This is a genomic window from Pseudomonas sp. Snoq117.2 (assembly GCF_900110545.1).
Taxonomy (GTDB): Bacteria; Pseudomonadota; Gammaproteobacteria; order Pseudomonadales; family Pseudomonadaceae; genus Chryseomonas; species Chryseomonas benzopyrenica.
In genome coordinates this window covers 441,122-467,920 of sequence record NZ_FOED01000002.1, presented here as the reverse complement: position 1 = coordinate 467,920, position 26,799 = coordinate 441,122, and the positions used below count along the sequence as shown (strand labels likewise).

The window sequence follows — 26,799 nt, the reverse complement described above, 5'->3', positions numbered from 1 at the left end:
TGACCCCTGACCAGCCCTGGTCTCGCCAGAGGGTGCCCATGCAGGTGCGGCGGAGCAGCACGCCGTCAATGGCTAGCGGCTGCTGGGAGCGATGTTCCTGGGATGATTGCAGGCCTGCGCCAAACAGCTGGCAGCCTGATTTCCCCTATGTCCTTGCTGCGACTACAGTTGTCTGACTAATCCAATAAGGCCAACAAGGAAAGTCCGATGTCCGCTCCGTTCTTGCGTACCACCCTCGCTGCCGTTCTCACCTGCTGCATCGCCTTGCCCGCCAGTGCCGCGCTCGACGCGCGCATCCAGACCGCCGCGGAGCAGGCCAAGGCGCCGACGCTCACGTTGCTGGAGCGGTTGGTGAACATCGACTCGGGGTCCGGCTACGCGCCCGGCCTGACCGAGGTGGGCAAGCTCGTCAGCGCGGAATTGCAGAAACTCGGCGCCACGGTGCAAGAGGTGCCCAACACCGCGCCGGACAAGAGCCAGCACCTGGTGGCGACGCTCAAGGGCAGCGGCAAGGCCAAGATCCTCTTGCTGGCGCACATGGATACGGTGTTCAAGGAAGGCACGGCCAAGGCCCGGCCGTATCGTACCGATGAAAAACGCGCCTATGGCCCGGGCGTGTCCGACGACAAGGGTGGCATCGTGGTCGCCCTGGCGGCGCTGCAGATTCTCAAGACCCTCGACTTCAAGGATTACGGGCAGATCACCCTGTTGCTGGATGCTAGCGAAGAGACCGGCTCCCAGGCCGCTACCGAGCTGATCGCCAGCACCGCCAAACAGCACGACGTGGTGCTGAATCTGGAGCCGGGGCGGCCGGCCGATGGCCTGGTAGTGTGGCGCAAGGGCAGCGCCACCGCCGTGGTGGAGGTCAAGGGCAAGTCGTCTCATGCCGGCGTTTCCCCGGAACTGGGGCGTAACGCCGCCACCGAGGTGGCGCACCAGGTACTGCAACTGGGCAACCTGGGCGATGCGGAGAAGAAGACTTCGGTCAATTTCACGGTGATCGAAGCGGGTGACCGCATCAATGTGATTCCCGATCACGCCGTCGCCAAGGCCGACGTTCGCGCCGCGCTGCCCGAAGAATTCGACCGGGTGGAAAAGGACCTGGCGCGGATCGCCGCCAACAAGCGGATTGCCGACACCGAGGTGACCACGCGGCTGGAGCGTGGCCTGCCGCCGATGCCGCAGACCGCAGCGAGCGATCGGCTGCTGGCCACGGCCCAGGGCATCTATGGCGAGCTGGGCCGCACCCTGACCGTCGAGGGCAGTGGCGGCGCCGCGGATGCCAGCATCGCAGCGGGTGCCGGCGTACTGACCCTGGACGGCTTCGGCATCGTCGGCGGCAAGCTGCATACCCCCGAGGAATACGTGGAACTGGACAGCGTGACACCGCGCATCTATCTGCTCACGCGGATGCTGGTGGAGCTGTCCAAGGGGCAGTAACTGCCGAAGCGGCTCAGGACCCCTGGGTGCTGCAGGTCAGCGCCTGGGGCTGGCGATCAGGGCGCGCAGTTGCCCGCCTTGGTGAAGCCTGCCGCCTTCGCCTCGGCTTCGGAGGCGAACTTGACCTGGTTCTTCGGCGACACCTGGGCGTAGCTCGGGCAGCCTTGCGGCAGGTGATAGACGTGACTGTTGCGGTTGCCGATGATCGCGCCCTGGCTGGCCGCGGCGGGGCTATCGGTCTTGGCCGGTGCTGAGGGCGTTGACGGCGCTGGCTTGGCCGCCGGCAGAGGACTGACGATGCCGTCACCAACCGGCTGGTAGCCCAGCGTCCAGTGTCGCTCGCCGGACACGAAGGGGTTGCCATGGCCCATCACCGCGGCGATGCGACTATCCCGTTCGCGCTCCCAAGCGGTGACCGGTTGCTGCTTGTCCCAGGCCATGAGCAGTTGCTGTTGCTGGCGCGACATGTTCAGGCCGTAGCGATCGAACATATAGAAGGTGACCCGGGCGACCAGACCCTTGACCTCGTCGCGCGGTTCGGCGGCGCGTTCCTGGAAGTCGATCTTCGTCGTGCACCGGCCGTATTGCGGTTGCACGCCCTGGGCCATGCCGTAGTTGAAATTGGCCCGGTCCCCATTCACCTCGCCCACGGCGGGGTAGAGGTTGAAGAGGTCGGCCTCCATGGCGCGGAACACCGGGTCATCCGCCACGCAGTGTTCGCGACCGCCGTTCTGCCAGCATTGGCGCTGATGACCGAAGGTCCAGGCCGGCACGATGTGCTCCCACTCGGTGCGTTCGCCGCGGGTTTCCTGCTTGCGCGCCTGGAAACCGCAGGAGGCGGCATCGACCCGTCCGCCGGATTTGCCGACCCACTCCCACTTGCAGCCGCAATAGAGGTCGCCCTGGGCGCTGGTGTTCTGATCGAAATAGACTTTTTGTCTGGCGATTACCTTGGCCTCGACAAAGGTATCGGGCGCCGCGGCGAGCGCGGAGGAGGCCACCAGTGTGGCCAGGAGAAGCGAAAGCAAAAGGCGCATGTATCTTCACAGCTCGATTAGGGCGCCGAATTGTATAGCTTTTGCCTCGCTGATAGCGGGTGCAGGGTACGGAAGTCTCGGGGAGACGCTCTAGCGCGGGGGGCGGTACAGCACCGGGTCGAAACTCAGCTTTCAGTAACAATGAGATTCGCTAAGATTTGTGAACCAAATCTCAAAACCTTGTCTGATGACGCAGTCTGCACTTCTGTCCGGAGTTTTCTATGAATGGCCCCAACCCCTGCTGTGATCTGGGCGGCATGAGCACCTCGGTGCTGGAAGATGAGCTGGCCGAGCGCAAGACGCGTCTGGCCGAGGCCCAGGCCGATGCGCAGCGCCAGTTCCTGTCCTATGCGGACGACCACGCCTGCATCGCCGTACTGGAGCGGGCCCTGGCCAAGGCCTATCGGTTTTTCTAACGGTCCGCATGCCGACCCGTGGCGTGCGCTACTGGCCCGGTAGCCTTGGATTCTGGTGGCGGAAGGGGCCGTTACAGGCGCCCCCTTGGCCAGCACAGCGGCGACCGCCGCGCTTCGGTACTGGGTCGAAAGACGCCTCAATTCTGGTTGTAGCAGCCATTGCCATACACCAGATAGTCCAGCTCATGTTCCCGGCTGGCGTGATCCAGATAGTCGAGGTGGGCCGGCACGATTCCGCACTGGGCGCTCAGGTCGGTCTGGCTGACGACCTTGTCGACGTCGAGGTGGACGAAGAAACCGGGCTTGTCATGGATCGGAGCGGGATGGTCGGGAGCAGCCAGGGCGGAGCCGGTGGCGAGCAGACCGAAAAGACCGAGCAGGAGCGCTTTCATGGAGAGTCCTCTTGAAGGGGTGGGTAGCGAGTCGCTGACCGGGCCACTCTAGGAGGACAGGGGGGACGCCAGGCTGACCGGGTGATGACAAATCGGTCATGGAGGTTGTCGCCTGGCTGCGCGGAAGGCCGTGATGTTCGCGCGGCACCCCCTAGCCTGCGGCCAACGCTCAGACCGAGCAGTCCAGTGCCTTGCCCTGCACGCCGCGCCGCCCGCAGGCCAGCATGACGATCACCAGCAGGCAGCCGATCAGGATGGCGCCTGCGGACAGCACGAAGAGGCTGCGCCGGTCGTTGCCTTGGATGATCAGGCTCAGCAGGGTCGGGGCCGCGGCGGCGGAGGCGACCTGTACCACGCCGACCAGCTTGGTCAGGCGACCGCTCGGGTCGTGGGTTACGACCGAGGACATGTAATAGGACAGCGCCAGGTTCCAGCCGAAGTTCATCAGGAAGACCGCGAGCAGCAGATCCACGGCGGTGTGGATGCGCGTGGCCAGCATGTAGATGGCGCCGAGCACGGCCAGGGAGCCGGTGAGGATCATCGGTACGCGGCCCAGGTGCCGTCCGGCCACGCTGGGCAGGGCCGCACCGGGCAGGCCGCCGAGCAGCCCGATGCTGATCGCCCAACCGATGTCCACCGGCGCCACGCCAGCGTCGCTGGCGATGCCGTCGACGAAGCCCCACAGCGAGTAGATCGACAGTTGCAGGAACAGCATGCCGAGCAGCGAGCAGACGCCGATCACGGTCAGGCCCGCCCGCAGCGGCGTGTGGGCGAGCCGTTGTTCTTCCGGACTCTGCCTGGCCGGCAGGCAGCCGCTCAGCAGGCAGACCAGGGCGAACCAGGCTGCCAGGTAATAGATCGCTCCGGCGAAGCCCTGCCACGCGGCGATCATCGGCATGAGCACCGCGCTGCTGGCGAACAGGGCGGTCTGCACGAACAGCAGGATGCCGAAGGACCTGTCCTGCCCCGGCATGCTGCCCAGCCAGTAGATGGCATAGGAGTAGAGCACGCCCGAGCAGAGGCCTGAGAGACCGCGCAAGGCCAACAGCGGATCGAGGGTGGTGACGCTGGCCGTCGCGGCGTTGGCGAACAGCAACAGCAAGGCCGTGCCCAGGGCGATGGTGCGCGGACCGAGGAAGCGGATCATCGGCAGATACAGCAGTGTCCCGACGATGGAGCCGCACATTTCCACCGACATGGTCCAGCTCTGCTGCGCCAGGGTCAGGCCCAGGCGTTCGGTCAGCAGACCGATGAAGATCGGCTGCACGCCGATGACGAGGATCGAAGCGGCGGCGATGGCGATGCACGCGGCGCGCACCAGGGTTTGGTTGGCGATGGTCATGGTCTATTACCTGCCGGCTCGGCCACGGACGGGCCTGCCGCTTCAGTGAAAAGCCTGGCTGCTATAAGGGTTGCCGGTCAGCTGAGGCGATAGCAGTGGATGGTGACCCTATCGACGGCGGGATAGCTCACCTTGCCGATCATCACGCTGCGGGTCAGCCAGTCGAGCCTGCCGCTGGCCACCTGGAAGCGCGGCGTGCAACTGCAGTGGTAGTCCTCTTCGGCGATGGGCCAGAGGCCCTGGGCAACCTGCGTGCGGCCTCGCTCGCTAAGGGTGATCAGACCAAGGTTGTGGATGTTGATCCACTCGCCCTGATCGCTGCGCAGGCTGTAGCGAGCGTCCAGCTCACCCACGCCGTCGCTGCGCTGCAGATAGAAATCCGCGCCACCGGCCAACACGTCGCCACGCACGTTCAAGCCTTCGAAATGCCCGCCGGTGATTCGATAGTTGCTGCGCTGGCCATCCGTACAAGCGCCTAGGTCATCGGCCGGGTCGATGAGGACGTGGAGGCTCAGTACCCACTCCAGCGTTGGTACGGCGATCTCGGTTGGTGTCTTGGTGGTCATCACGCTCTCCTGTGCCCCACGGGGGCTGTGGTGGCTGGTCAGTAGCGATAGGTGAAGTAGAGCTCGAGGGCGCTGAAGCGCTCGTTGTCGCCGAACGCCTGCCGGGCGGCGGACTTGGCCTGCACCCAGTTGTACGAGAGCGAGCTGTAGAACTGCCGGTTGGGCGTCCAGTCGAGGTACACCGCGGTCTCGTCGGCGAAACGCCGGTCATTGACCGCGGCGCCGCGGAAGTTGGCCTGGTCGAGCCAGAACTGGTAGTGGATGACGCCCAGGGTGAGGGTGTCGCTGAGGCGGTTCTTGAGCGAGAACTGCTGGACGCGCTCGTTGCTGTTGAACAGCAGGTAGTTCCCCACCACGTCGCCCACCAGCCAGGTGCTCCAGTCGATGAAGCCCTTGCTCAGCGGATCCCAGGCTTGCTGGCGGTTGTCGGTAGGGTTGTCGTCACCGGAGAAGACGGCGTAGCGGTACCCGAGGGTGGGGGTGAAGGGCAGGTCCTGGAACTGGTAGTCGGCCTGGGCATGCCAGGCCTTGGCGTCATAGGTGAGGGCGCCGTCACCGCCGCGCTGCACCGCGTATTCGCCATTCAGGGTCAGGTTCGGCAGGCCTGGCAGGTGGCCACGCAGGGCCCGCAGGTTGTAGACCCGCATGCCGTCGCGGCGCGCCGCGTTGCTGTCTCTGCTGGCCAGGGTATCGACGGTCAGGGCCATGGCACCGAGGGTCACCTGGCCGTCGAGGTCGTAATCCAGGTTGGCGCCGCTCAGGCGGAAATCGCCATAGTGATCGTCGGTGCGCAGGGTGAAGGCCTGTGCCTGGACCGGGCCATGCCCCCACGCCAGGATCGCCGAGTCGCGGAAGGCGGTGCGTGGACCGAGCCAGTAGGCGCCATCGCCGAACAGGTCGAGGTTGCCGTCCATGACGATGAAGCCGGTACCGACCATGAAGTTCTGGCGGCCGGCGGTGAATTTCCAGTCGCCCGCCTGCACTCCGGCATAGAGCTCTTCGGGGGCGAAGCGGCCGTCTGAGCCGCGGGTGAAGCCACCGGCATCACCGTCGCCAAGGGTGGTGGCGCCGACCACCGAGCCACCGGCGAGCAGGTGGACCCTGTCGCTGAGGGAGTAGTCGAGAGTGACGCCGGGTTTGACGTAGAACTCCTGCCAGGCGCTGCGGCGGCCGTCGTTCTTGCCACTGCGTGCATCCACGCGACCGGCGCCGAAATTGACGCCCCGGGTGGAGAGGGAGCCGGCGCCCACCGTCAGGTTGACGTCGCCTTTAAGGTTCTCGTATTCGAAGGGATAGCCCGCCAGAGCCGGCTGGCTGGCCAGCGGCAGGCCGAGCGCCAGCAGCACGCCGGGAAGGCGCTTGGTTGTGCACATATGAAGCTCCTGACTATTTTTCTTGTATTACAGGGCAGTGAAGGGTGGCCAGGATGGCCACCGGATACCTGTCGTAACAGGTGAGCGCGCGGGCAAGCCGGCGCTCGTCGATCTTGTTAGGGATGGATCAGTCGTGCAGCTGGGCAGCGATGGCGCGCAGCAGGCGTACGGTATCGATGTCCAGTTCGGTGACCGCCTCGGGCAGCGACGACTGCTTGACGATCACCACCTCGGAGGCGAAATCGACGAACAGGTACTGGCCGTGGATGCCACTGGCCATGATGGCCGGACTGTGGTCGTTGAAGACGTACCACTGGCTGCGGTAGGAGGCGCCCGGGGTCCATTCGGAGAAGTCCTTGTGCACGCCATAGATCCCCGGGTCCCCGCCGGCGGCGATGGCCTCGATCACCGCCGGGTCGATGACCTGCTGGCCATCGACCTGACCGCCGTTGGCCAGCATCAGGCCGAAGCGGCCCATGTCGCGCAGGGTGGCGTTGAAGCCGGCACCGGCGACGCTGCGACCCCAGGGGTCGGCCATGAAGTAGCCGTCGCGTTCGCAGCCGAGTTGCTGCCAGATCCGCTGCAGCTGCTCGGCGCAGCCCAGGCCGCTGGCACGCTCCATCACCCAGGCCAGCACCTCGGTGGTGGCGGTCACGTAATGGAAGAGGCCGCCGTGCTCGCATCTTTTGCGCAGCGACGGCAGGTATTGGTACAGGGATTCGTACTGGGCGTATTCGGGCAGGGCCGGCTTGAAGCCACAGGCGTAGCCGTACTGGGAACTCTCCGAGGCGGGATCGTCGTACAGCTCGGTGTAGTGAACGCCGACGGCCATGTCGAGCAACTGGCGGACGGTGGCGTCGCCGAAGGCGCTGCCGGCCAGTTCCGGCACATAGTGCTGGGTCAGTGCCTGGGCATCGAGCACGCCGTCATGGATGAGTTGCTCACCGAGCACCCCGATCAGCGACTTGGTGACCGAGAACATGATGTGGCGGTCCGTGGCGACCTGGCCGTTGAAGTAGCGCTCGTACACCACGCGGCCTTGGTGCAGCACCAGAAAGCCGTCGGTCTTGCTGGCGCGCAGATGGTCGAGGGCGCTGACGCGGCGGCCGCAGCTGCTCTGGAATCTCAGCGCTTCGAGGGCCACGGGTGCCTGGGCCAGCACCGCGTCCGGTCGCGATCCGGCGGCTACCTCGATGGTGGGGCGCAGGCGTGTCAGGTTGCGAAAGCCCCAGCGGTTGAACGGCGGCGACATCCAGTTGGCCCAGGTCACGCGCTGGTCCGGCTCGGCAGGAAAACCCTGCATCAGTACGGGCTCTTGTTCTTGTTGGTCGTACATCTCGCTGACTTCCCGATTCCGGGAAACCAGGGAGCGGTCGAGGATCTGGTTCATCAGACTCATCCTGGCAATTGCCCTGCGTAGAGCAGGTACGGGAAAATAATTAACCCTGTTAATTTTTTTAGTCAATAAAATATTTTTCGCGGTCAAGGCAAGCCCGCTATCCTTTCGGCCACAACCAGCAAGCAGGAGCGACGGTGAGCGGCCTACGCGAACGTCAGAAGGAATTACGCCGCACGGCCATCTCGGCCGCGGCGGTCATGCTGTTCCAGCGCCAGGGCTTTCGCGAGACCACGGTCGAGCAGATCGCCCGCGAGGCCGGGGTCTCCGCGCCCACGGTGTTCAAGTATTTCGGCAGCAAGCACGAGATCATCCTGGAGATGATCAAGGAGTCCGATCGCCGCGCCCTGATCGACGTGCGCCGGCACATCCGCGACTTCGCGGATCCCGTCGAGGCGCTCTGCCATCTGGAGCACCTCCTCGTCAGCTACGCACTGGAGGTGCTGCCCGCCGCGCTCTGGCGCGAACTGCTGCCGCTGGTGCTGGTGGGGGGCGACAGCGGTCTGCCCCAGGCCTACCGGCAGATGAACCGCGGCCTGCAGGGCGAGATCGCCAGTGTGCTGCGCGAGCTGCAGGCCGCCGGCAAGCTGCGCGCCGATCTGGACGTAGAGCTGGCGGCCTTTCTGCTCAACGATTACTCGCACCTGCAACTGCTGCGCCTTACGGCCAGTGACGAGATGGATCGGGAGGGACATGCCGCCAACGTGCGCAACACCACGCGCCTGATCTTCGAGGGCATGCGTGCGGTGCCGGGCTGAGGCGCTAGCAGCTTCAGTCAGGCCTGGACGAATTCGCGGGGGCGGCCCTATCTTTCAGCGGGTCACCTCTGCGATCGCCGCAGACACGTAGGCGAGCCTTTCCTCCGTCAGCCCCGCCAGGCACAGGCGGCCATTGTCGACCAGATAGATCCCATGATCCTGACGGAGCCGCAGCACCTGCGCCCGGGTGAGATGCGTATAGGAAAACAGGCCCCGGTGGCGACGCATGCGCTCGCCGAGTGGCAGGCCCGCCTCGACCAGCGCCTGTGCCAGCGACTCGCGCATGGCGGCGATGCGGGTGCGCATGGCGTCCACCTCGGTCCGCCAGAGATCGGCCAGTTCGCTGCCCAGGACCAGATCCACCAGCAGAGCGCCATGCCGCGGCGGACTCGAGTAATGCCGTCTCACCGTGGCTTGCAACTGGCCCAGGGCCTTGGTCGCCAGTGGCGCAGAAGAGCAGACGACCGACAGGGTGCCCACCCGCTCGCCGTACAGCGAAAAGTTTTTCGAGAAGGAATAGCTCACCAGGAAGCTCAGACCTGCGCGCTCCATTTCCCTGATGGCGAAGACGTCCGCTTCCAGTCCTTCGCCGAAACCCTGGTAGGCACAGTCGACGAAGGCGATGAGTTCGCGTTCGGCCAGTACCTGGATGACCGCCAGCCACTGGGCGTTGGTCAGATCCAGGCCGGTGGGATTGTGACAGCAGGGATGGAGCAGGACGATGCTGTGCCGGGGGAGGGTGCTGAGGGTGCCGAGCATGGCCTCGAAGGCGAGCTCGGCTGAGGCCGGCCGGCAATAGGGGTAGGTGCCGACGGTGAAGCCGGCCCCGGCGAAGAGGGCGAGGTGATTGTCCCAGGTCGGGTCGCTCACCCAGACCCCTGAATCCGGAAACCATTGACGCAGGAAGTCGGCACCGGTCCGCAGGGCGCCCGATCCGCCCAGGGTCTGGATGGTCGCGATCCGCCCCTCCGCCAGCGCCTGGCTCTGGTCACCGAACTGCAGGCGCTGAGCGTTCAGGCGATAAGCGTCGTGACCCGCCATGGGAAGATACATCGAAGGTGCCGGCGCTGCTTTCCTCAGCTGCTGTTCGGCCGCCGCCACCGCCTGCAGCACCGGTAACCTGCCCTGCGCATCCAGATAGACCCCGACACCCAGATTTACCTTTTCGGGTCGGGTGTCGTCCTGATAGGTCTTGATCAGCGACAGTATCGGGTCGCCCGGGTACTCGGCTAGGTGTTCGAACATGGTTGTACGGATATCCGATTGGCAGGGCAGGGTAAGGCGACCTGGATCGAGGCGCTATTCACGGCATTGAGCCGAACGCACCGGGTACCTTTCGCCGATCTCAGCATGGATTTGCACAGGCATTTTCAGCTGTGCCTATAGTGAAAAGGCTAGCATGGGCCCGCTCACGCCAGCCGTAGCAGGTGAGCCGCAGAAAGGCCATATCAGGGCGATTTCCATGCTTTCCGGCGGGGCGCAGGTCCGCAGCTCGATGCGAGTCTTCCGTGTTGGACGTTGCCGCGCACGCCGTTATTGAAGGCTATTCAACAAGAAAGCTATCACTCAGGGTGGTTATGAATATCTCGGGTTTTTTGACGCTTGTAGGTTGCTATCTGCTGGGCTCTGGGATGACGAACGTCATAGGGGGCATTCCGGCCAGTGTCCTGGGGATCATCGTTCTGTTCACCCTGTTGATGCTCTTGCGCAGGGTGCCGGAAGGCGTGGAGACCATGGCGGGCACTCTGCTCAGGTACCTGCCTTTGATGCTCGTGGTGCCCGCGGTGGGAATCGTCGATTTCAGCGGTATCGAGGCCTCGGTCTGGTTGCGCCTGGTGCTGGTCATCGCCCTGTCTCTGCTGGTCACCGTTCCCCTGTGCGGCTGGCTGCTGCAGTACCTGATCGGTAGAAGCAAAGATCATGTCTGATCAAGCCCTGGCGCCCCTGCTGGCCTTGTCCCTGACGCTCGCGGCCTATCAGTTGGCGCTCGTGCTGCAACAGCGGCTGCGCTTGATCATCCTGCAACCCGTGCTGATCACCACGGCGATCGTCGCCACCGTGCTCTGGGTCGGGGGGATTCCCTACGAGACGTATCGCGGCGCCAGCGGGATGCTCTCGATGCTGCTCGGGCCCACCACCGTAGGCCTGGCCGTTCCGCTCTACAAGAACTTCCCGCGGGTGGTGGCACTCTGCAAGCCGCTGCTGATAACCCTCACGGTAGGGGGCGTCGTGGGCGTTTCCCTGACCCTGGCGTTGGGCTGGCTGTTTGGCTTGTCGGAGACCCTGCTGATGAGCCTGGTGCCGAAGTCGGTCACCATGCCGATCGCCTTGCCGCTGGCGGATCATTTCGGTGGCATCGCGCCCTTGACCGCCGTGATCGTGATGCTGACCGGCGTCATCAGCACCACGCTGGCGCTGCCGCTGCTCAAGGTCTTCAAGGTGGAAGATCCCGCGGCTCGCGGCTTGTCCCTGGGCATGAACGGCCATGCCATCGGCACGGCCCATGCCTTGCGCGAGGGCCAGGAAACGGCAGCCTTCTCGGCGCTGGGCATGATTCTGTTGGGCATCGTCACCGCGCTGGTGCTGCCTCTGGTGCTGGGCTTCTAGGTTGCAGGTAGGGCAGGCTCGCCGGGGCCTGCCTGGCGCGGAGAGCCGAGCAGAGGGCCTAAGCCAACCGCCTTGGACGCGCCATCAACTGCCGCTCAGTCATCATTCTTGACACTTCGTGCAATAACCATTGCCAGCCCAGACTCCGTCCGGAAGATGATGGCGATAGGCCAGTCGGTGTTCGGCAGCCGTGCTTACAGGGACAGACGTGATGGGCATGGAAGACAACGAATCTCAGACCCCGCTCCAGCGGCTGGGTCAGCTGAATCTGACCAGGCTCATGGAGCAGGCTCGCATCGATCGAGACTTCATGAGTCGAGTGGTGACCGTACTGGAAGAGTGCGGTGTCGATGATCGTACCGACGAAGAAAACAGCCTGCTCGAATGGGCGCGTGCCTACCAACGGCGGCCGGGTAAAGACGCTGGCGGATAGGCGGCTTCAAACAGCGCCTGTCATTCCACTCGCGCCCGTGCATCTTGGTCTGGCAATGCAGCTCGGGAAGTCTGTCACGGCGTTTCGCCGGCTCCTCGCCCGGAACCCGGTGAGCGGTCGAGTCGACAGGGGCGGTGAGTCAGGATTGGCGGGTACCGTCGCATTAGCTGCCGTTGGTGACCGAGTCCAGTTCCAAGGGCGCCAGCAAGGCGGTTTCCGCCACCAGGTCGGCAACTCTCTGATTGAGATCATGTACTGCCTGCAGCACGGCTCGGACGTCCGGGTCATCGCAGTCGACCTGGCTGAGCTGGCTGGCGTTTTCCTGGAGTTGGCGATGAAGGCCAAGTAGCGCTTCGCGGGCTTGGCCTTGGGGATCGGGGTGCATGATCAGGTCTCGAACATCGATCAGGTAAATGGCACCAGGCCACTATGATTCGCCCGTTCGAATATCGCAATAATCATTTGGGCGATGTCGCTGGATTTCGACGAGTGGCTGGCGCGCCACGATCTTCACAGCCTGGTGGCCCCTGGCTTGACGTGCCGAAGGATAGGACTGACGACTCACACGCCTGGTGAAAGCGTCCAATCGTGACGTCGGGCCGCAGTGACAGCGCGGTGCTGTTCTCCAGCCGATCTGATGTCAGGCGCCGCGCTGGCCGATGAAGGAAGCCAGCTTTCTTCAATATGGCTGTCTTGCTCTCCGAGGATGCGCTACGACGCAAGTGGCAAGCGGTCAGGTACCGGTAAACTCTGAGCCGCGGTCAGCTCAGGAACAGTCAGATTGATTTCGAAGGCCAACTGCCGATGCGGACACGCAAGCGGGCCAAGATCGACTGACCTGCTGACGGAGATTCGCCAGCCCAGCTTAGGGACGTCGATGGCCCGGTGCAGCGTGACAGGACTGTCTAAGGGATCAACACCGATGCCGGCGGCTTGCAGAAGACCCAAGGCCAGCGAGGTGGCAGTTCACAATGTGGCAGCGGTAGAGGGGCCGAGAGAGCGTCGATCTTCTACGACCTTCCATGGCGATCGACGCAGCCTCTATCGAAGGAGTTATCAGAAGCGAAATGCCTGACGACCGATCAATAGCCACTGGCCATTCTGCTTCTGCCAGATCTGAAAATTCTCGATTTCAGTTGGCACGACTTTTCCGCTGTTTACAGCCTGGGCCGAGAAGTGATTGCGAACCAGCGCGACATCCCCCGACAGGGTGATCTTCTGGTTGAGCATCTTCAGTTCGTTGAACGCACTCTTCCCCGTCTCGATGTCGGCGATGAATGCCTGCTTGTCCTGAATGTTGCCGCTTGAATGCCCATACGTCAGGTTGTCAGCGGTCAGTGCCTTGAGTTGCGCTATGTCCTTGTGCCACATGGCTTGGGTCAGCTTGTCCACGGCGGCAGCTACGTCACTTTCATCATGGGGAGCGGCGGCGACATAACCGGTGAACAGGCAGAGGAAGCCTACCAAGAGCGTCAGCTTTTTCATGTCGAGATTCCTTTGTTGTAGTTATTGGAACGAAGCGAGGCGTCGCCGATGATTTTGTTTGTCCGTCATCGTACAACTAGATTAATTCTGCCTGCCTGACAGGCGTGAATGCAACCGCTCGTAACTCGCCATCCCGGGGTGCGCGGTGATGCGATAGGGCGCATGGGTGAAGATGAGTTCGCTGTCGCTTCGACGTGCAGCGATAGCACCCACGCAGCGGCCATTATCCAACGTCTGCTCGATAGCCCGAAGGCGCCTTTCGACAACCACGGCGCGGATGTGCGGGTCGCCGCGTCGATTGGCATAAGCCGCTCGGGGCCAGGGGCGGCAACAGCCAGGGTGGTGTTCGAGCGTGCCGATCGAGCGACGTATCAAGCCGAGGGAGCGTAACGGATCGTACGAGGTTCACGGGCGAGCGACAGGTTCCATCGACTGACCGGCAACGCCTGCGTTTGCGCTTCGGTCGAGTGACGTCCTGCGGTCCATGGCATGAGCCGAGCCGTCAGCACGAACCTGCACGCCGAACGGTGGGACGGTTTCATCGCCAAGCCGCGACTCATGGCGCGTGCCCTCAAATGAAGCCACGCAGCGGGTACTCGACGATGAGATACAGCCGATCGAGGTCTCGCCCGCCCTGGGCGTCGTTGCCTCGGTGACTCACGTGGGAAAGCGTCACCCGTAGATCCTTGGCCGCGCCCTGCTGGACCCGGTAACGCAGGTCGAGATCTCGCTCCCAGTGGCGTCCGCCCGCCTCCAGTGAACGGGCATAGGCGCTGTCAGGACTGGTATGGGTACTGTCGATGCCCCGACCGCTGACGTACCGCGCCATCACACTCAAGCCGGGATGACCGAATACCGCGAGATCCAGATCGTACCGCGCCTGCCAGGACCGCTCGCCGGCGCCGTTGAAATCGGCGTATTTGACCGAGTTCGCCAGGTAGATAGAGTCGCCACCCACGAAGTCGAAAGGGGTCCGTCCTTCGACCCGTTGGTAAGCCAGGGTGAACGTCTGAGCACCGATGCGATGGCTGCCTAGTAGGCTATAAGCGAGCGTATCGATCGCGCCAGCGGTGGCAGATCCCTGGTCCCGCGTACGGTAGGCGTTGGCCTCCAGCGTCCAGCTGGCATCGCTCACCCTGAGGTTGAGATAGTCCTGCCGCCAACGGTCATCCAGTTGTGCGGCGTAAAGGGCAGCGCTGAACGTTCGGGTGACGGCGAAGCGCGCGCCGACGAGGCTGATGGCACTGCCGCGGGTAGAGACTCCTGCTCCTTCCAGATCGTCATGAGAAGAGCGACCAGCCTGATTCTTGAAGCCTGTGAAGTGTCCAAGTTGCAGCTGCATGTCGGGTCGTGGCGTACCCTCGAGCATCCATCCGGTGGCGTATTCCGGTTGCAGGCGCTTGTCAGCCGTATCGAAAACGGGCGTCTCGACCATCATTTCGCCATAGCGAAGTTGATAGGTCCCCATTCGGACTTTCAAGGCTCCACCAGCGGACGCATAATTCCCACTACGCCCCTTGCCATCGACCGGCAGCAGTCCAGTACCCGTGTGTCCGCGGCCGCCATCGAGCTTCAGTCCAAGGAAACCGTGTACATCGAAACCCACGCCAAGCACCCCGTCGGTGTAGCCGGAGCGCAGCTCGCCGATGACGCCCTGCGCCCATTCCTGCTGATAGCTCTGCTGGACGGGACCGACCTCGTCGCGCAGGTCGCTGTGCAGGAAGTAGTTGCGCAGCAAGACATCCCAGCTTGCGGGAGCGGGTGTTTCGGCCGCGGCGGCGGACTGGCCAGTGGCCGTTGCCAGCAACAGACCCAGCAGCCAGCCTCGCAGGACCGAACCCTGCCAGCGCTTTCCCAGGTAACGATGCCCGAGCACTTGCCTACCGGTCGCCACTGCGGTGGAGGGGGCTGACGGCAGGTCTGCCGTGTGCAGATGGCGGTCGAGCAAGGTTGCGGCGGCGCTCATGGGTATTCCTTATGAAAGAACGGAAGGGCTATCGCGGACGAAGGGGAGGAGGGCGGCGGAAGGACTGGCGCGCTATGGGGTGTCAGTGCTGAGCCAGGGATTCAGCGCGCGGGTGGCCAGCGGCATGAAGAGGTACACCACCAGCACCACGATGCTCAGAGTGATCAGCAGGTTGCTCATCAGGTAGCCGGCGAGCCAGGGGGCGACGCCGAATACGGGCCGCCAGAGGGCAGGTACCAGCAGACTCAGGGGCAGAATGACCAGGAAGCTGACGACCACCTGTTTCCAGCGTGCAGGTGCCTGGTCGGCCTCCCGGGGCGCGAACCAGAAGTCCTTGCCGAGCTGGATTTCGGTGTTGTCGCCATCCTGCAGCCACGGGCGTGCCTGACTGACGAGCCACTGACGGGCAGAGGATTCGAGCCATAGCTGCAGGTGCTGCATCTCGTCGAAGCGCAACACCGAGGTGAAATCAAGGACATCTCCATGGCGTTCGCGGCCTACGTCCACCCCCAGGTGGCCCGGGAATTGACTGGCGGCCTCGATGGTCTGGTGCAGCCAGGTTTCGTAGCGCTGTTCGTGCTGTGGGTGGACCTGGTGGCGCACGACCAGGGTCGCGGTAGTGGAAGAGGGATTCATGAGTAGGACTCCTGCCTGGGCAATGGAAGTGCCAGCACCGCCCGAGACGGTGGGGCTGGCAGTGGCTCAGACGGCCGCGGCGACCGGCGCCAGGGTGGGGCCGTGAGCGACACGCTCGGGGGCCTTGTGCACCATGGTGTAGGCATAGTCGACACCCATGCCGTAGGCACCGGAATGCTCCCTGACCAGCGCCATGACGGCGTCATAGGTGTCGCGGTTCTTCCAGTCGCGCTGCCATTCCAGCAGGACCTGCTGCCAGGTTACCGGGATCACGCCGGCCTGGATCATGCGCTGCATGGCGTAGTCGTGAGCGGCCTGGGTGGTGCCGCCCGAGGCGTCGGCGACCATGTAGATCTCGTAGCCCGCGTCATGCATGGCGGAGAGGGCGAAGGTGGTGTTGCACACCTCCGTCCAGAGGCCGGAGACGATGATCTTGTTGCGGCCATTACGCTTGAGCGCATCGCGCACCTTCTGGTCGTCCCAGGAGTTCATCGAGGTGCGCTCGAGCAGCGGCGCCTCGGGGAACACGGCGAGCAATTCGGGATAGGTGTGGCCGGAGAAGCTTTCGGTTTCGACCGTCGTGAAGATGGTGGGCACGTTGAAGATCTTGGCGGCCTTGGCCAGGCCGACGGTGTTGTTCTTCAGCGTCTGGCGATCGATGCTCTGGACGCCGAAGGCCATTTGCGGCTGCTGGTCGATGAAGATCAGCTGGCTGTTCAGGGGAGTTAGGACTTCGGTTTTGGAGTTGTTCATGGCTTCACCTATCGATTGAGTGTGGTTTGGGCTGTGCTCCGTGCGGCGATCTCGGCGGCTCGCCCTCAAGGGGGCGACGGCCTCGTTCGCAGCGGTTGTGACCGGAACTGGTATCCAAGGTAAGGGATCGATCGAGGCTGTGCTTGTGCACTTTTGCACCTTTGAAAGCGCAAATTTGCGCCATAAAAATCGTCAGTGCGCTGCTAGGGTTTGGCCTTCCAATCACCCGGATTCCGCATCGCGAATCCACTTTCCGCGAGGAACAGGCAATGGCAGCAGCACACTTGAAGGACAAGGACACGGCGTACTGGGGCGTACCGTGGGAGCAGGCCTACGGCTATCCGCAGGCCCGTAGGGTGGGTGACGAAATCTTCGTCTCAGGGCAGTTCAATCATGACGCAGACGGCAATCTGGTAGCGCCCGCACCGCTGGACAGCGAGGGTCGCCCCAGCGATTTTTCCACCATGGGCGAGCAGATGCGCACCGCCTACGACAACATCGCCAGACTGCTCGCGCTCTATGGCGCAAGCCTGGAAGACGTGGTCGAGGAGACTCTCTATGTGCTGGACATGGACGCCGCCTTTGCCGTCGTCGGTAAGGTGCGCAAGGCGGCCTACGGTTGTGAGGCGCCGCGCTGCGCCAGCAACATCATTGGTGTTTCGAGGTTGGCCCAGCGCCCGCAGCTGATCGAGATCGCCTGCCGGGCGGTGATTGGCAGTCGCGCGTGCTAGGTAGAGGCTTCGCTGTCTTCGAGCGCAGTGGCAAACGGGCGCTGACCTTCCACCAGCGCCTTCTGCTCGGCTACCGCCGCCGCACAGAACGCCATGAAGGCCTTTACCCGCCAGGACTTGCGGATGTCCTGATGAGTCAGCAGCCAGAGTTCGTCGTTGAGCTCTGGCACCACCGGCCCCACGCGCACCAGACCGGGCGTGCTGTCGCCCAGCATGCAGGGCAGAAAGCCGAAACCCAGCCCTGCCACGATGGCCGCACTGGCGGCGGCGACCGAATCAGTCCGGTAGGAGACGTCCTCAGGGGCAACTCGGCATTCCAGGTAGGCAGCCGCCTTGAGGTTGGCCAGGGCGGAGGCGTAGGACACCCAGGCCTGGCCGGCCGCATAGGGATCCTCCTGCCGCACCCTGTTGCGACTGCCATAGGCGGCCCAGGCAATGGTGGCCAGCCTGCGACCGACCAGGCTGTCGGCGGGCTTCCTGGTGGCCCGGATCGCGATGTCGGACTCGTCCCGTGCCAGACTCAAGGTCTGATTCCCCACCAGCACCTCGATGGTCATGCCATCGTTCGCCGCCTTGAAGTCGGCGATGATCGGGGTCAGGAAGTACAGCAGCAGCGAGTCGCTGGTGGTGATCCGCAGTTTGCCCAGTGGACCCTGTGCAGCGCGGGAGACACGTCGTGCGACGCTGACGATATCCAGTTCGACCCGCTCGCCCAAGGCACGCAGTTCCTCGCCTTCGACCGTCAGCTGATAGCCGGAGCGACGGTGGTCGAACAACGCCACGCCCAGGGTTTTCTCCACCTGCGCCACTCGCCGGGAAACGGTTGAGACGTTGATGCCCAGCTTCTTGGCGGTAGCCGCACGGTTGCCGGACTCGCTGAGCGCCTTGATGATGCGCAGGTCGTCCCAGGACAGCTGGTTGACCGCGGCCCCCGCGTCCCAGCGCGCTATCCTCGGGTCGGGTTGGCTTGGAGAAGCCGGTTTTGCTGAAGCGTCCACACCGGAGGTTTCCGTCTGCTGTTGACGGGCATCATACGAAAAAGGGTGCTGCGGAACCAAGGTGACAACCAAGGGGGTAGATCTTCCAACAGAGGATCAGTCCATACGCGTGGGGCCATCCAGCATTCGGCATCTACGCGGGTTGCCGCGCGCTTCTGCAGCTTCGAACGTCCCGATTAGCGCTCGTCATGGTCCGATCAGCCGGGCTTCTTCTCCAAAGGACCAGGACGTTAATTAACGTAAATGTGCTGGATTAACGTTAATTAACGCTCAGGCGACATCTCCCCCGTTTAATCTTCTCGCCAGCGTGTCCGTCCATTTGCTGCGCCTGCACCTGTGCCCCAGCTGGACGATTGTTGCGACGGTGTCGTACGCGGCAGCCGATTCGACGGCGCGCACCAATGGCGCGTACCGATGGACGGAACATTCAGGCTTGCCGGTCCGCGCGTTGGCGGATAGCGCCGTAGCCCTGAACCACGGGACCGACGCGTTAATGCCAATTTCAATAGTAATACTATCGATAGATAACTGACGTCATACTTTGATCGTCAGCCACTACCGAGCCGGCTAGGAGCTTATGATTCGTCTAGGAGATGTGTGGGTATCGATCGAGCGCCGTGAGGCGTTTCGCCACGACCAGCCGGTTCGGCTTGGCAGCCGCGCCTTTGACCTGCTCGAGTGTTTGCTGGCAGCGCCTCAGCGGTTGCTTACCAAGGACGAACTCATCGAAGCGGTATGGCCGGATACGGTGGTCGAGGAAAACAATCTCCATGTCCAGATGTCTTCGTTACGCAAGCAGCTGGCGCTGGATCGCGATCTGCTCGAAACCGTGGCCGGCCGTGGTTATCGACTGAATCTGCCCGTCGCACAGCTCGCCTCCGCCAAGGACCATCCGCCAGCGGTCGCCAAGGCGGATGACCGATCGCCCGACTGGAGAGCCCTGGCTACCGTGCATATCGTCGACGATGAATCGACGGTACGTAACGGCCTGGTTCGCCAGCTTAGATCGGCGGGGTTCAGCGCGCTCGCCTACGCCTCCGCCGAGGCCTACCTGTCGACCTGCTCCTTCGAGGATCCCGGCTGTCTGCTGCTGGACGTGCGCCTGAGTCAGAGCAGCGGTCTGGATCTGCAGGCGGAGCTTGCCCAGCGTGGTATCAAGGTGCCGATCGTCTTCATGACGGGCTTCGGCACCATCGACCTGTCGGTACGGGCCATGAAGGCGGGAGCGGTCGGCTTCATCACCAAGCCCTTCGACGAGTCAGCGCTGTTCGACAGCCTGCAGGAAGCCCTGGAAACGGCGCATCGACTGCATGTGCAGGCGCGACGCGAAGATGCGATCCGCGCGCGCTTCGCCACCCTGTCGCCGCGCGAACAGGAGGTTTTCGGTCTGCTGGTCGAGGGCCGACGCAACAAGGACATCGCGCTGGCGCTGGGACTCCAGGAGGTCACCGTCAAGCTGCATAAAAGGCACATCATGACAAAACTGAGCACACGCACCCTAGTGGAGCTGGTCCTGCTGGGTAGAATGGCGGGAAGGCTGCCTGATAGCGCGACGCTCGACATCCAATCCGCCTGAACAGGCACTGGATTCGGCGTACCGTTCGGCACTTCGTATCCTCCGCTCAAGGCTGCCCATGGACGCCGTCTGTGTCGTTGATGATGAACTATCCGTCCGCAAGGCGGTGGTGAATCTGCTCAAGTCGGAAGGCTATCAGGCGGTGTCCTTCCCGTCGGGAGAAAGCCTGCTGAATTCCGAATGGAAGGCGCGGGCCTCCTGCCTGCTCATGGATCTGAACATGCCAGGTCTGTCAGGCCGGGAGACCTATGGGCAGCTGTGCATCGCGGGCTACCGCATTCCCATCGTCTACATGTCGGCCGAGGCCGAGGGGGTGGATGTCGAAGCGGTGCGCCTGGATACCAGCGTCCAGTTCCTCGCCAAGCCCTTTACCGCGGAAGCGCTGCTCGCCACGCTGGCTCGGGCCACGGCGCCCTGGGAGTCCTGATGGCAGGAGGACTCGATCGGCCCTGGTGTGATCGCCTGGATTTCAGCGATGAATGGCCGAGCAAGGCGACCTGGATCGCGATCGACGAGGTGGACGGCCTGCACCGCTGGCGTACCTATGACGAGCGTACCCAACGACCCTGGTTGTTGATCACTTCGGCCTCCGCCCAGGTCAACGATCCACGACTGGATCGCGAATATGCGCTGACGCCGCGCCTGGCCGCGGCCTGGGCGGTACTGCCACGCGCCTTGCTCAATACCGCCAATGGACCGGTGCTGGTCCTGGACGATGCGGACGGCGTACCGCTGTCCGCCCTGAGGGCCGTCGATCTACCCATCGATCGCTTCTTCCGGCTGGCCATCGCCGCGACTGCCGCGCTGAACGACGTACACCAGGCGGGTATCCTGCATCGGGACCTCCAACCCGGGAATCTCCTCTGCGGTGCCGGGGATTCGGTGCGTATCACCGGTTTCGCCTATGCCGCCGAGACCGAACGCGTGCCAGGCGCGGGAAGCGACATCGGCTCGTCGAACCTGGCGTATCTGGCACCCGAACTCGCCAACGGCGGACAGGCGGCGGCCACGGTCCGCAGCGATCTCTACGCCCTGGGTATCACGCTGTTCGAACTTGCCACAGGTGACCGACCCTTCGAAGCGGTCGATGCGCCCAGCTGGCTGCACACTCACCTGGCGGTCGAACCACCCTCGGTGACGTCGCGGCGAAGTGACCTGCCCAGCTGTCTGGATCCGCTCATCGCTCGCCTGCTATCCAAGCAGCCGGGTTTACGCTACGCCTCGGCACTGGAGCTCGAGGCCGAACTCCGGCGCTGCCATGCCGATTGGCAGGAGGCTAGTTGCCCGAGTTGGGACGCCTCTGACGTATCGATACAGGTGGCGGAGGCGTCCCCACGCGTCTTGATCGGCAGGACGCAGGACCTTGGGCTACTGCAGGATGCCCTGGATGACCTGCTGGCGGAGCAGGGGGGGCTCGTGCTCGTGAGTGGCGAAGCCGGGCTGGGTAAGACGGCGCTGGTGACCGAATTCTTCGCGAATGCGCCCGGACGACAGCTGTATGCGATGGGCAAGGGCAGGGCGCTGGGACATGCCAGCCCCTATGGTTTGCTCGCCAATGCGCTCTCCTCGCTATGCAAGTCGCTGTGCGACGATTCACGCCAGAGCGGCGAATACTGGGCGTCGCGACTTAAGGTGGCGATCGGTGAATTCGGCAGCGCCGTCACGCGGCTGGTGCCGGAACTGGAGCAACTCGTAGGACCTGCGCGCCTCAGCGTGACGCCCAACATGAGCGAGGCACGCCGTCACCTGCATGGCACCCTGCAGCAGCTGCTGCAGGCCGTAGCCACGCCCGATCATCCCCTGGTGCTGTTTCTGGATGATGTGCACCGGGCCGATGCCGAGTCCCTGACATTCCTGCGCGAACTCGAGCCCGGGCAATTTCGGCACCTGTTGCTGGTGGTCGCCTATCGAGCCAGTGCCTTGCGTCCCGAGGCGGCCGCGGCGGCCTTCCTGGCGCATTGCCGTTCACTGAGGTGCCGGGTCAAGGAGGTGCCGCTGGCACCGCTGGATGACCAGGCGCTGACCGCGCTCCTGGTGCTGGAGACCTTCCTCACCGACGCCGAACGGGCGTTCCTGAAGGCGAAGATCGGGCAGGACGGCAGCGTGAATCCGCTGTACTTCCGCCAGGCCGTGGCCGCGTTTCGCGAAAATGCCATGGGCGCCGACATCCCTTCCGGTGGCATGTCCTCGCTGGTGGACCTGCGCGTCGAAAAGCTGCCGATGCGTACGCGCGAGCTGATGGAAAAGCTCGCGCTGCTGGGCAATGAAACCGCCGTGGCGGAGTTGGCGCTGATTGCGGAGCTGGATCCGGCATCTGTCATTCGCTGGCTCAAGCCGGCGTTCGTGGCGGGCCTGATCGTCGAGCACCGCGCCGGATTGTCGTTCGTCCACGATTCCATCTGGGAAGCACTGGCAGCACGGCTGGCACCCGGTGCCCGGCAGGCGATGCATCAGGACTTCGCCCTGCGCCTTACCGCCGCGGTGGCCTCCGGCGACCAGCCCAGCCTGGTCCACCGTGCGGCGTCCCATGTGCTCGAGGTGCCTGCCGATGCCTTTCCCGCGGAACAGACGGCGGCCCTGGTAGCCCTGCTGGTGGACGGCGCGCAACAAGCGCGTGGCCTGGTGGCACCAGCGGTCGCCTTGGATTATCTGCACTATGCCGAGCGACTGAATCCCGCGCTCGCCGTCGGCGATGAGGAGCCGGCCTCCCAGGTCAGGGTCCTCTACGGACAATGCCTCATCCTAAATGCGTCCTACGAGGTGGCCAAGGACTACATCGACACGCAGCTGCAGGCAACTCGCCGCGCCGACCATCGCGCCGAATTGTACCGGCTGCGCTGCGAGATATTTTCGCTGCAGGGGGACTACCGGGGGGCGCTCCAAACCCTGGCGCAGGGCCTCGCCCACCTGGCGCCTGACATCGACCTGCTACTGTCGGATCATGCTGCCGAAGCCTTGGGCCGGAGCGTCGCCGAATCGCTCGGTACCGACCCGGCAGCTGCCTTCGGTCAGCTGGCGCCCTTGACGGACGAGCGCATCAGGGCGAGCGTCGACCTGCTGCGCGCAGCCATCGTCCCAGGTGCCTTCGTCGAACCCAACCTGATGTGGGTGGCCGCCAGCCAGATCCTCCGGCTGACGCTCGCGCATGGACTCAGTGTCGCCGGCGTCGAGGGGCTTGCCTGGTTTGGCGTGGCGACAGCCCATCATCTGGGACGGCACGGCGATGCCTTCCGCTACGCCGAAGTCGCCTCCGAACTCAGTGCCGAGCCGCGCTTCACCAAGGCGCGCGGCGCGGCCCTGATCGCACTCGAGCGGGTGAGCGTCTGGACCAGACCATTGCCCTATTCGGTGGAGTGTGCCGAGTCCGCCTACCGGTTTCTGGTGTCAAAAGGCAGTCCTAGCTTCGCCTGCTATGCGAACAACCACATCATTTCCGACCTGATCGTGCTGGGTGCGCCGATCGAACGCATGCTCCGGCAGATCGATACCGGTCTGCAGTACGCGCGGCACCTCGAATTCATCGACGCCCAGAGCATCCTTTTCATCCAGGCGCTCTACATTCGCCGGCTGGCCGGTGACATCGGCAAGTCCATCCCCATTCCCGATCATGCGGAGCTTGCGCAGCGTGTCGCCCGCTCGCAGATGGGTGAGCTGCACTTCCTGTGGGAGCTGTTCGAGGGGCTGTATCTGTTTTTGGACGGCAGTCTCACTCGAGCGGCGGGGCATCTGGATCGGGCCTGGGCGCTGGCTTGGGCAGCCCCTGTGCATGTCCATCTGGTAGATCTGGCGCTGTTCACGGTGCTCACCCGCGCCGCTCTACAGACCCAAACCGGCACCACCGAGGATTTCAGTCGTCCGCTCCAGTGCCTGAGATCCGCAGCGGAGCGGAACCCGCGCTATTTCGGCGACCGCCTGGCGCTCGCCGAAGCCGAGATCCAGCGCATCGAAGGTAATCATCTGCAGGCCCTGCTGCACTACGAGGACGCGATCGACAAGGCCACCGCCTGCGGGGCGATCCACATTCAGGGGCTGGGCCACGAGCTGGAAAGTCGCTGCCTGGCCCTGGTCAGCATGCATTACGGGGCTCGGGTACACCTGCGACTGGGACGTGACGCCTGGTGCCGGTGGGGCGCCAAGCGCCTGGCCGAACGCCTTGAATTGACCCATCCCGACTTGCGGGAAGCGCCCGCCTTGGCGCCCAGCCTCGCGCTTCCGGGCAAGCATGAACTCGACGTTCTCGCCATCACCAGGGCCTGCCAGGCGCTCTCGCGGGAGATCGAGCCGGAAGCCCTGATCAAGACGCTGTTGGCCAACGCGACTACCCACGCTGGCGCGACCTTCACCGCGCTGTTGCTAGGCGCCGAGGATGACCTGGAGGTCGAGGCCATCGGCGTCGCCCAGGCCAGTGGCGTGGAGGTAAGGCTTCGAGGCGAGCTGCCCCGTGACCTGCCGATACCTCGTTGCCTGGTCCGGCATGTGCTCGAACATCGCGAGCCGCTCGCCATCAATGGCACCGAAGCTTTGCGCCTTTTCACCCAGGATCCGCACCTGTTGGAGCTCGAACGCGGCTCGGTGGGCTGCATTCCCCTGCTCAAGCAGAACGGGGTCATCGGCGTGCTCTATCTGGAGAACGCCCTCATTCCAGGTATCTTCGAGCCGGCGCGCGTGGACGTCCTGGAGCTGATCGCTGCCCAGGCTGCCATTTCGCTGAGCAACGCCCAGCTCTACAGTGACCTCAGCGCCGAGAACGAGCGGCGGCGAGCCAGCGAAAGCACCTTGCGGCGGACGCAGGCCCTGCTGGCGCTGGGCCAGGCGGTGAGTCGCTATGCAACCTTCTCCTGGAAGCCCCAGGCATCCGCCTCGCTGTGGTCGCGCCAGCTGCTCGATCAGCTTGGCTTGCCTGCCCCGGGTGATGCCGGCTACCTGCACGACGCGGCGCTGCTGGTCCATCCGGACGATCGAGAAACGTTCGGCGAGCAGTTGCGCCAGGGTGTCCACAGCCACGATGCCTTTCGTCTCAAGTTCCGGACGGTGGCACTCGACGGCAATCACCATTTCCTGGAACTGGCCGGGGAGCCAGACGACACGGGCAATGGCTTCATCGGCGTACTGCTGGATATCACCGAACGCAGCCAGACCGACATCGCGCTACGTGCCGCCCGCGGTGAACTGGAGCGGACTTCCCAGGCGAGCGTGCTGGGCGAACTGGCAGCATCCATCGCCCACGAGATCAATCAGCCGCTGGCTTCCATCCTGTCCAATGCCGGTGCGAGCGTGCGTTGGCTGGATCGGGCAGTCCCCGCAGTGGAAGACGCCCTGGAGGGGATTCGCGATATTCTGTCCGAGGGTCAGCGAGCGGCGGACATCGTCAATGCCATGCGCTCCCTGGCGCGCCAGGCGCCTCCGCAGCGCCAGCCGATCGCGGTAGATGGCGTCATCAATCGGGTGCTGTCTGTCACCCGGGCCGATATTCAGGACCAGAACGTGGGGCTGGTCATCGACATTGCCCCTCATGCCTATGCTCTGGGCGATGCTACTCAGATCCAGCAGGTGGTGCGCAACCTGATCATCAATGCGGTCGAGGCCATGCAGGATCTGCCGCCTTTGCGGCGACGGCTGTACATTTCGGCCCGTCCGGTGCGTGAAGACATTCTGGTGATCGTGCAGGATAGCGGGCCTGGCGTTGCGCCCGGCTGCGAAGATCGCGTGTTTCAGGCGTTCTACACCGACAAGCCCACCGGGATGGGAATGGGCCTGGCCATCTGCTGGTCAATCATCAGTGCCCACGGTGGCTCGCTGCGCTGTACCCGCGGTCGGCGCGGGGAAAGTCTGTTTTTCTTCACGCTGCCGCGCATGGGGGAGGGGATCGCCCAACTTCCTGCAGCCGCGCTTAAATGACCTTTAAGAACGTTTCACATCGGCTAAAGGGCAGCGCCGCGCGATGTCCGGCACGCTCTCTCCATCAGTTTCAGGAGAGATCTCATGCCCAGCTCTTACTTGCCTCACGCCCGTGCCCTGGACGCCGAGACCTACCAACTGGTCGACTTGCTCAAGGACGCCCTGGAGAATGCCTGCGCAGTGGAGACGCGGCGCCTGCTGGAAGCCGGTCGAGAGCTGTGCAGCCACCTCTTGCAGCACTATGCGCGGCCTGAAGGTGAGCCACAGGCACGTATCGCGCTGGCACCCTGGCAGGAACGAAAGGCGAAGGAACTACTGGGCAAGGACCAGAGCGACAGCAGCCGGCTGATGGTCGCGGAAGTCGCGAAAAGCTGCTCGCTCTCGCGTAGTCACTTCTCCCGCGCCTTTAAGAAAGCCACGGGCGTATCCCCTCAGGAGTGGGCCCTGGCCTGTCGAATCGACAAGGCCAAGGGTCTGCTGGTGGAGACAGATCTTTCCGTTGCCTACGTGGCTCTGGAATGCGGCTTTTCCGATCAGTCCCACTTCTGTCGGACCTTCGCAAGGCTTGCCGGTCATACCCCGCGCCGTTGGCGATCCATGCGGCAGGACGTGATGCACGACGCAAGTGATATCCCTGCGGATACTATCCGTACGGCTAGTTGATGTTATTGGTGCAAGTGGAAAGCATGCAGGGACGGCACCGGGCAGCGGCCACGCCGGGCGCGCACTCCGGGCGACAGACGACCCGGCCGTTCTGCCATGCGACGTCATGACTACAGCGCTTTCCGACAGGTTCCAGGCACTACGGCACCCTGCTGCCGAAAGGTCTCGCCGACGCTGCGCAGTTCGCTTCAGCCTATCTGCAGGGCGATTTGTTCGAGTCGCGGAGACGAGTCACGAGGTAGTTCGATGGCCAATGGCGTTCGACGCCGCGTTGCGAACGGCGTGGGCGAACAGCCGACCGCTCCAGCAGAGCGGTCAAAGCGGTGGTTGGCT

At 63.9% G+C, this 26,799-nt stretch carries 25 protein-coding genes; 12 read left to right on the top strand and 13 right to left on the bottom strand.

Going from position 1 to position 26,799, the window contains the following annotated elements:
• Positions 1 to 207 precede the first annotated feature (207 nt).
• Positions 208 to 1,440: a glutamate carboxypeptidase gene (locus BMZ43_RS08085; protein WP_093252229.1), complete on the top strand. Its 1,233-nt coding sequence runs from the start codon at positions 208 to 210 to the stop codon at positions 1,438 to 1,440.
• A 56-nt stretch (positions 1,441 to 1,496) separates the two neighbouring features.
• Here BMZ43_RS08085 and BMZ43_RS08080 read toward each other — a convergent pair whose 3' ends face one another.
• A complete protein-coding gene (locus tag BMZ43_RS08080) occupies positions 1,497 to 2,468 on the bottom strand; it encodes an endonuclease (protein ID WP_026083883.1) in 972 nt (323 codons plus the stop codon).
• 230 nt (positions 2,469 to 2,698) lie between these two features.
• On the opposite strand from BMZ43_RS08080, the gene BMZ43_RS08075 reads away from it, so the two are divergent.
• Positions 2,699 to 2,893: a hypothetical protein gene (locus BMZ43_RS08075; protein ID WP_017641404.1), complete on the top strand. Its 195-nt coding sequence runs from the start codon at positions 2,699 to 2,701 to the stop codon at positions 2,891 to 2,893.
• A 137-nt stretch (positions 2,894 to 3,030) separates the two neighbouring features.
• Here BMZ43_RS08075 and BMZ43_RS08070 read toward each other — a convergent pair whose 3' ends face one another.
• The 5 genes from BMZ43_RS08070 to BMZ43_RS08050 all read right to left on the bottom strand — a co-directional run bounded on the left by BMZ43_RS08070 (position 3,031) and on the right by BMZ43_RS08050 (position 7,956).
• The gene (locus BMZ43_RS08070) at positions 3,031 to 3,285 is read right to left on the bottom strand and encodes a DUF2790 domain-containing protein (RefSeq protein ID WP_093252225.1); all 255 of its coding nucleotides are present in this window, start codon (positions 3,283 to 3,285) and stop codon (positions 3,031 to 3,033) included.
• A gap of 169 nt (positions 3,286 to 3,454) precedes the next feature.
• Positions 3,455 to 4,627: an MFS transporter gene (locus tag BMZ43_RS08065; protein ID WP_017641402.1), complete on the bottom strand. Its 1,173-nt coding sequence runs from the start codon at positions 4,625 to 4,627 to the stop codon at positions 3,455 to 3,457.
• 77 nt (positions 4,628 to 4,704) lie between these two features.
• The gene (locus tag BMZ43_RS08060) at positions 4,705 to 5,193 is read right to left on the bottom strand and encodes a DUF3237 domain-containing protein (RefSeq protein ID WP_017641401.1); all 489 of its coding nucleotides are present in this window, start codon (positions 5,191 to 5,193) and stop codon (positions 4,705 to 4,707) included.
• A gap of 38 nt (positions 5,194 to 5,231) precedes the next feature.
• Entirely contained in the window at positions 5,232 to 6,566 is a 1,335-nt protein-coding gene (locus BMZ43_RS08055) for an alginate export family protein (protein ID WP_093252222.1), read from the bottom strand.
• 127 nt (positions 6,567 to 6,693) lie between these two features.
• On the bottom strand, positions 6,694 to 7,956 hold the full coding sequence (locus tag BMZ43_RS08050) for a serine hydrolase domain-containing protein (protein WP_093252219.1): 1,263 nt from the start codon (positions 7,954 to 7,956) through the stop codon (positions 6,694 to 6,696).
• 143 nt (positions 7,957 to 8,099) lie between these two features.
• On the opposite strand from BMZ43_RS08050, the gene BMZ43_RS08045 reads away from it, so the two are divergent.
• Positions 8,100 to 8,720: a TetR/AcrR family transcriptional regulator gene (locus BMZ43_RS08045; RefSeq protein ID WP_017641398.1), complete on the top strand. Its 621-nt coding sequence runs from the start codon at positions 8,100 to 8,102 to the stop codon at positions 8,718 to 8,720.
• Positions 8,721 to 8,774: 54 nt separating this feature from the next.
• Here BMZ43_RS08045 and BMZ43_RS08040 read toward each other — a convergent pair whose 3' ends face one another.
• A complete protein-coding gene (locus BMZ43_RS08040; protein ID WP_093252217.1) occupies positions 8,775 to 9,965 on the bottom strand; it encodes an amino acid aminotransferase in 1,191 nt (396 codons plus the stop codon).
• A 332-nt stretch (positions 9,966 to 10,297) separates the two neighbouring features.
• Between BMZ43_RS08040 and BMZ43_RS08035 the strand changes: the two genes are divergently transcribed.
• The 3 genes from BMZ43_RS08035 to BMZ43_RS08025 all read left to right on the top strand — a co-directional run bounded on the left by BMZ43_RS08035 (position 10,298) and on the right by BMZ43_RS08025 (position 11,760).
• Positions 10,298 to 10,648 carry a CidA/LrgA family protein gene (locus BMZ43_RS08035; protein ID WP_093252214.1) on the top strand — a complete coding sequence of 117 codons (351 nt, stop codon included), beginning with the start codon at positions 10,298 to 10,300 and terminating at the stop codon, positions 10,646 to 10,648.
• The gene (locus BMZ43_RS08030) at positions 10,641 to 11,327 is read left to right on the top strand and encodes an LrgB family protein (protein ID WP_093252211.1); all 687 of its coding nucleotides are present in this window, start codon (positions 10,641 to 10,643) and stop codon (positions 11,325 to 11,327) included. Before BMZ43_RS08035 ends, BMZ43_RS08030 begins: the two co-directional genes overlap by 8 nt.
• A 217-nt stretch (positions 11,328 to 11,544) precedes the next feature.
• Entirely contained in the window at positions 11,545 to 11,760 is a 216-nt protein-coding gene (locus BMZ43_RS08025) for a hypothetical protein (RefSeq protein ID WP_256204539.1), read from the top strand.
• A 163-nt stretch (positions 11,761 to 11,923) separates the two neighbouring features.
• On the opposite strand, the gene BMZ43_RS08020 is transcribed toward BMZ43_RS08025, so the two are convergent.
• Both BMZ43_RS08020 and BMZ43_RS08015 read right to left on the bottom strand, forming a co-directional pair.
• Positions 11,924 to 12,145 (bottom strand): hypothetical protein, encoded by a 222-nt coding sequence (locus tag BMZ43_RS08020; RefSeq protein WP_093252208.1) that lies wholly within the window; start codon positions 12,143 to 12,145, stop codon positions 11,924 to 11,926.
• A 671-nt stretch (positions 12,146 to 12,816) separates the two neighbouring features.
• Positions 12,817 to 13,245 (bottom strand): nuclear transport factor 2 family protein, encoded by a 429-nt coding sequence (locus BMZ43_RS08015; RefSeq protein ID WP_064309037.1) that lies wholly within the window; start codon positions 13,243 to 13,245, stop codon positions 12,817 to 12,819.
• A gap of 108 nt (positions 13,246 to 13,353) precedes the next feature.
• On the opposite strand from BMZ43_RS08015, the gene BMZ43_RS27240 reads away from it, so the two are divergent.
• The gene (locus BMZ43_RS27240; protein WP_093252205.1) at positions 13,354 to 13,635 is read left to right on the top strand and encodes a diguanylate cyclase domain-containing protein; all 282 of its coding nucleotides are present in this window, start codon (positions 13,354 to 13,356) and stop codon (positions 13,633 to 13,635) included.
• Positions 13,636 to 13,816: 181 nt separating this feature from the next.
• On the opposite strand, the gene BMZ43_RS08005 is transcribed toward BMZ43_RS27240, so the two are convergent.
• The 3 genes from BMZ43_RS08005 to BMZ43_RS07995 form a co-directional block, all read right to left on the bottom strand.
• A complete protein-coding gene (locus BMZ43_RS08005) occupies positions 13,817 to 15,211 on the bottom strand; it encodes an OprD family outer membrane porin (RefSeq protein WP_093252202.1) in 1,395 nt (464 codons plus the stop codon).
• 72 nt (positions 15,212 to 15,283) lie between these two features.
• Positions 15,284 to 15,847 carry a putative antibiotic biosynthesis monooxygenase gene (locus BMZ43_RS08000; protein WP_093252194.1) on the bottom strand — a complete coding sequence of 188 codons (564 nt, stop codon included), beginning with the start codon at positions 15,845 to 15,847 and terminating at the stop codon, positions 15,284 to 15,286.
• A 66-nt stretch (positions 15,848 to 15,913) separates the two neighbouring features.
• The gene (locus BMZ43_RS07995; RefSeq protein WP_093252188.1) at positions 15,914 to 16,600 is read right to left on the bottom strand and encodes a hydrolase; all 687 of its coding nucleotides are present in this window, start codon (positions 16,598 to 16,600) and stop codon (positions 15,914 to 15,916) included.
• Positions 16,601 to 16,869: 269 nt separating this feature from the next.
• Between BMZ43_RS07995 and BMZ43_RS07990 the strand changes: the two genes are divergently transcribed.
• On the top strand, positions 16,870 to 17,331 hold the full coding sequence (locus BMZ43_RS07990) for a Rid family hydrolase (protein ID WP_017641388.1): 462 nt from the start codon (positions 16,870 to 16,872) through the stop codon (positions 17,329 to 17,331).
• On the opposite strand, the gene BMZ43_RS07985 is transcribed toward BMZ43_RS07990, so the two are convergent.
• Positions 17,328 to 18,329, bottom strand: coding sequence for a LysR family transcriptional regulator (locus BMZ43_RS07985; RefSeq protein ID WP_143075237.1), 1,002 nt, complete (start codon positions 18,327 to 18,329; stop codon positions 17,328 to 17,330). The genes BMZ43_RS07990 and BMZ43_RS07985 overlap by 4 nt on opposite strands.
• 577 nt (positions 18,330 to 18,906) lie before the next feature.
• Between BMZ43_RS07985 and BMZ43_RS07980 the strand changes: the two genes are divergently transcribed.
• From BMZ43_RS07980 to BMZ43_RS07965, 4 genes are all read left to right on the top strand, one after another.
• Positions 18,907 to 19,905 (top strand): response regulator, encoded by a 999-nt coding sequence (locus BMZ43_RS07980; protein ID WP_256562892.1) that lies wholly within the window; start codon positions 18,907 to 18,909, stop codon positions 19,903 to 19,905.
• A 58-nt stretch (positions 19,906 to 19,963) separates the two neighbouring features.
• On the top strand, positions 19,964 to 20,332 hold the full coding sequence (locus tag BMZ43_RS07975) for a response regulator transcription factor (RefSeq protein WP_017641385.1): 369 nt from the start codon (positions 19,964 to 19,966) through the stop codon (positions 20,330 to 20,332).
• Positions 20,332 to 25,803 (top strand): trifunctional serine/threonine-protein kinase/ATP-binding protein/sensor histidine kinase, encoded by a 5,472-nt coding sequence (locus BMZ43_RS07970; protein WP_093252179.1) that lies wholly within the window; start codon positions 20,332 to 20,334, stop codon positions 25,801 to 25,803. The genes BMZ43_RS07975 and BMZ43_RS07970 overlap by 1 nt, the downstream gene beginning before the upstream one ends.
• An 84-nt stretch (positions 25,804 to 25,887) precedes the next feature.
• Entirely contained in the window at positions 25,888 to 26,466 is a 579-nt protein-coding gene (locus tag BMZ43_RS07965) for a helix-turn-helix transcriptional regulator (protein WP_093252175.1), read from the top strand.
• The last annotated feature ends 333 nt before the right edge of the window (positions 26,467 to 26,799 follow it).

Excerpts from the sequence above, each read along its gene's own strand:
- BMZ43_RS07990 (WP_017641388.1), top strand. The coding sequence starts at position 16,870 with ATGGCAGCAGCACACTTGAAGGACAAGGACACGGCGTACTGGGGCGTA.
- BMZ43_RS07975 (WP_017641385.1), top strand. The coding sequence starts at position 19,964 with ATGGACGCCGTCTGTGTCGTTGATGATGAACTATCCGTCCGCAAGGCG.
- BMZ43_RS08065 (WP_017641402.1), bottom strand. The coding sequence starts at position 4,627 with ATGACCATCGCCAACCAAACCCTGGTGCGCGCCGCGTGCATCGCCATC.
- BMZ43_RS08030 (WP_093252211.1), top strand. The coding sequence starts at position 10,641 with ATGTCTGATCAAGCCCTGGCGCCCCTGCTGGCCTTGTCCCTGACGCTC.
- BMZ43_RS07970 (WP_093252179.1), top strand. The coding sequence starts at position 20,332 with ATGGCAGGAGGACTCGATCGGCCCTGGTGTGATCGCCTGGATTTCAGC.
- BMZ43_RS08005 (WP_093252202.1), bottom strand. The coding sequence starts at position 15,211 with ATGAGCGCCGCCGCAACCTTGCTCGACCGCCATCTGCACACGGCAGAC.
- BMZ43_RS07965 (WP_093252175.1), top strand. The coding sequence starts at position 25,888 with ATGCCCAGCTCTTACTTGCCTCACGCCCGTGCCCTGGACGCCGAGACC.
- BMZ43_RS07980 (WP_256562892.1), top strand. The coding sequence starts at position 18,907 with ATGATTCGTCTAGGAGATGTGTGGGTATCGATCGAGCGCCGTGAGGCG.
- BMZ43_RS07995 (WP_093252188.1), bottom strand. The coding sequence starts at position 16,600 with ATGAACAACTCCAAAACCGAAGTCCTAACTCCCCTGAACAGCCAGCTG.
- BMZ43_RS08020 (WP_093252208.1), bottom strand. The coding sequence starts at position 12,145 with ATGCACCCCGATCCCCAAGGCCAAGCCCGCGAAGCGCTACTTGGCCTT.
- BMZ43_RS08075 (WP_017641404.1), top strand. The coding sequence starts at position 2,699 with ATGAATGGCCCCAACCCCTGCTGTGATCTGGGCGGCATGAGCACCTCG.
- BMZ43_RS08085 (WP_093252229.1), top strand. The coding sequence starts at position 208 with ATGTCCGCTCCGTTCTTGCGTACCACCCTCGCTGCCGTTCTCACCTGC.
- BMZ43_RS08070 (WP_093252225.1), bottom strand. The coding sequence starts at position 3,285 with ATGAAAGCGCTCCTGCTCGGTCTTTTCGGTCTGCTCGCCACCGGCTCC.
- BMZ43_RS08000 (WP_093252194.1), bottom strand. The coding sequence starts at position 15,847 with ATGAATCCCTCTTCCACTACCGCGACCCTGGTCGTGCGCCACCAGGTC.
- BMZ43_RS27240 (WP_093252205.1), top strand. The coding sequence starts at position 13,354 with ATGCAACCGCTCGTAACTCGCCATCCCGGGGTGCGCGGTGATGCGATA.
- BMZ43_RS08050 (WP_093252219.1), bottom strand. The coding sequence starts at position 7,956 with ATGAACCAGATCCTCGACCGCTCCCTGGTTTCCCGGAATCGGGAAGTC.
- BMZ43_RS08025 (WP_256204539.1), top strand. The coding sequence starts at position 11,545 with ATGGAAGACAACGAATCTCAGACCCCGCTCCAGCGGCTGGGTCAGCTG.
- BMZ43_RS08060 (WP_017641401.1), bottom strand. The coding sequence starts at position 5,193 with ATGACCACCAAGACACCAACCGAGATCGCCGTACCAACGCTGGAGTGG.
- BMZ43_RS08035 (WP_093252214.1), top strand. The coding sequence starts at position 10,298 with ATGAATATCTCGGGTTTTTTGACGCTTGTAGGTTGCTATCTGCTGGGC.
- BMZ43_RS08055 (WP_093252222.1), bottom strand. The coding sequence starts at position 6,566 with ATGTGCACAACCAAGCGCCTTCCCGGCGTGCTGCTGGCGCTCGGCCTG.
- BMZ43_RS08015 (WP_064309037.1), bottom strand. The coding sequence starts at position 13,245 with ATGAAAAAGCTGACGCTCTTGGTAGGCTTCCTCTGCCTGTTCACCGGT.
- BMZ43_RS08040 (WP_093252217.1), bottom strand. The coding sequence starts at position 9,965 with ATGTTCGAACACCTAGCCGAGTACCCGGGCGACCCGATACTGTCGCTG.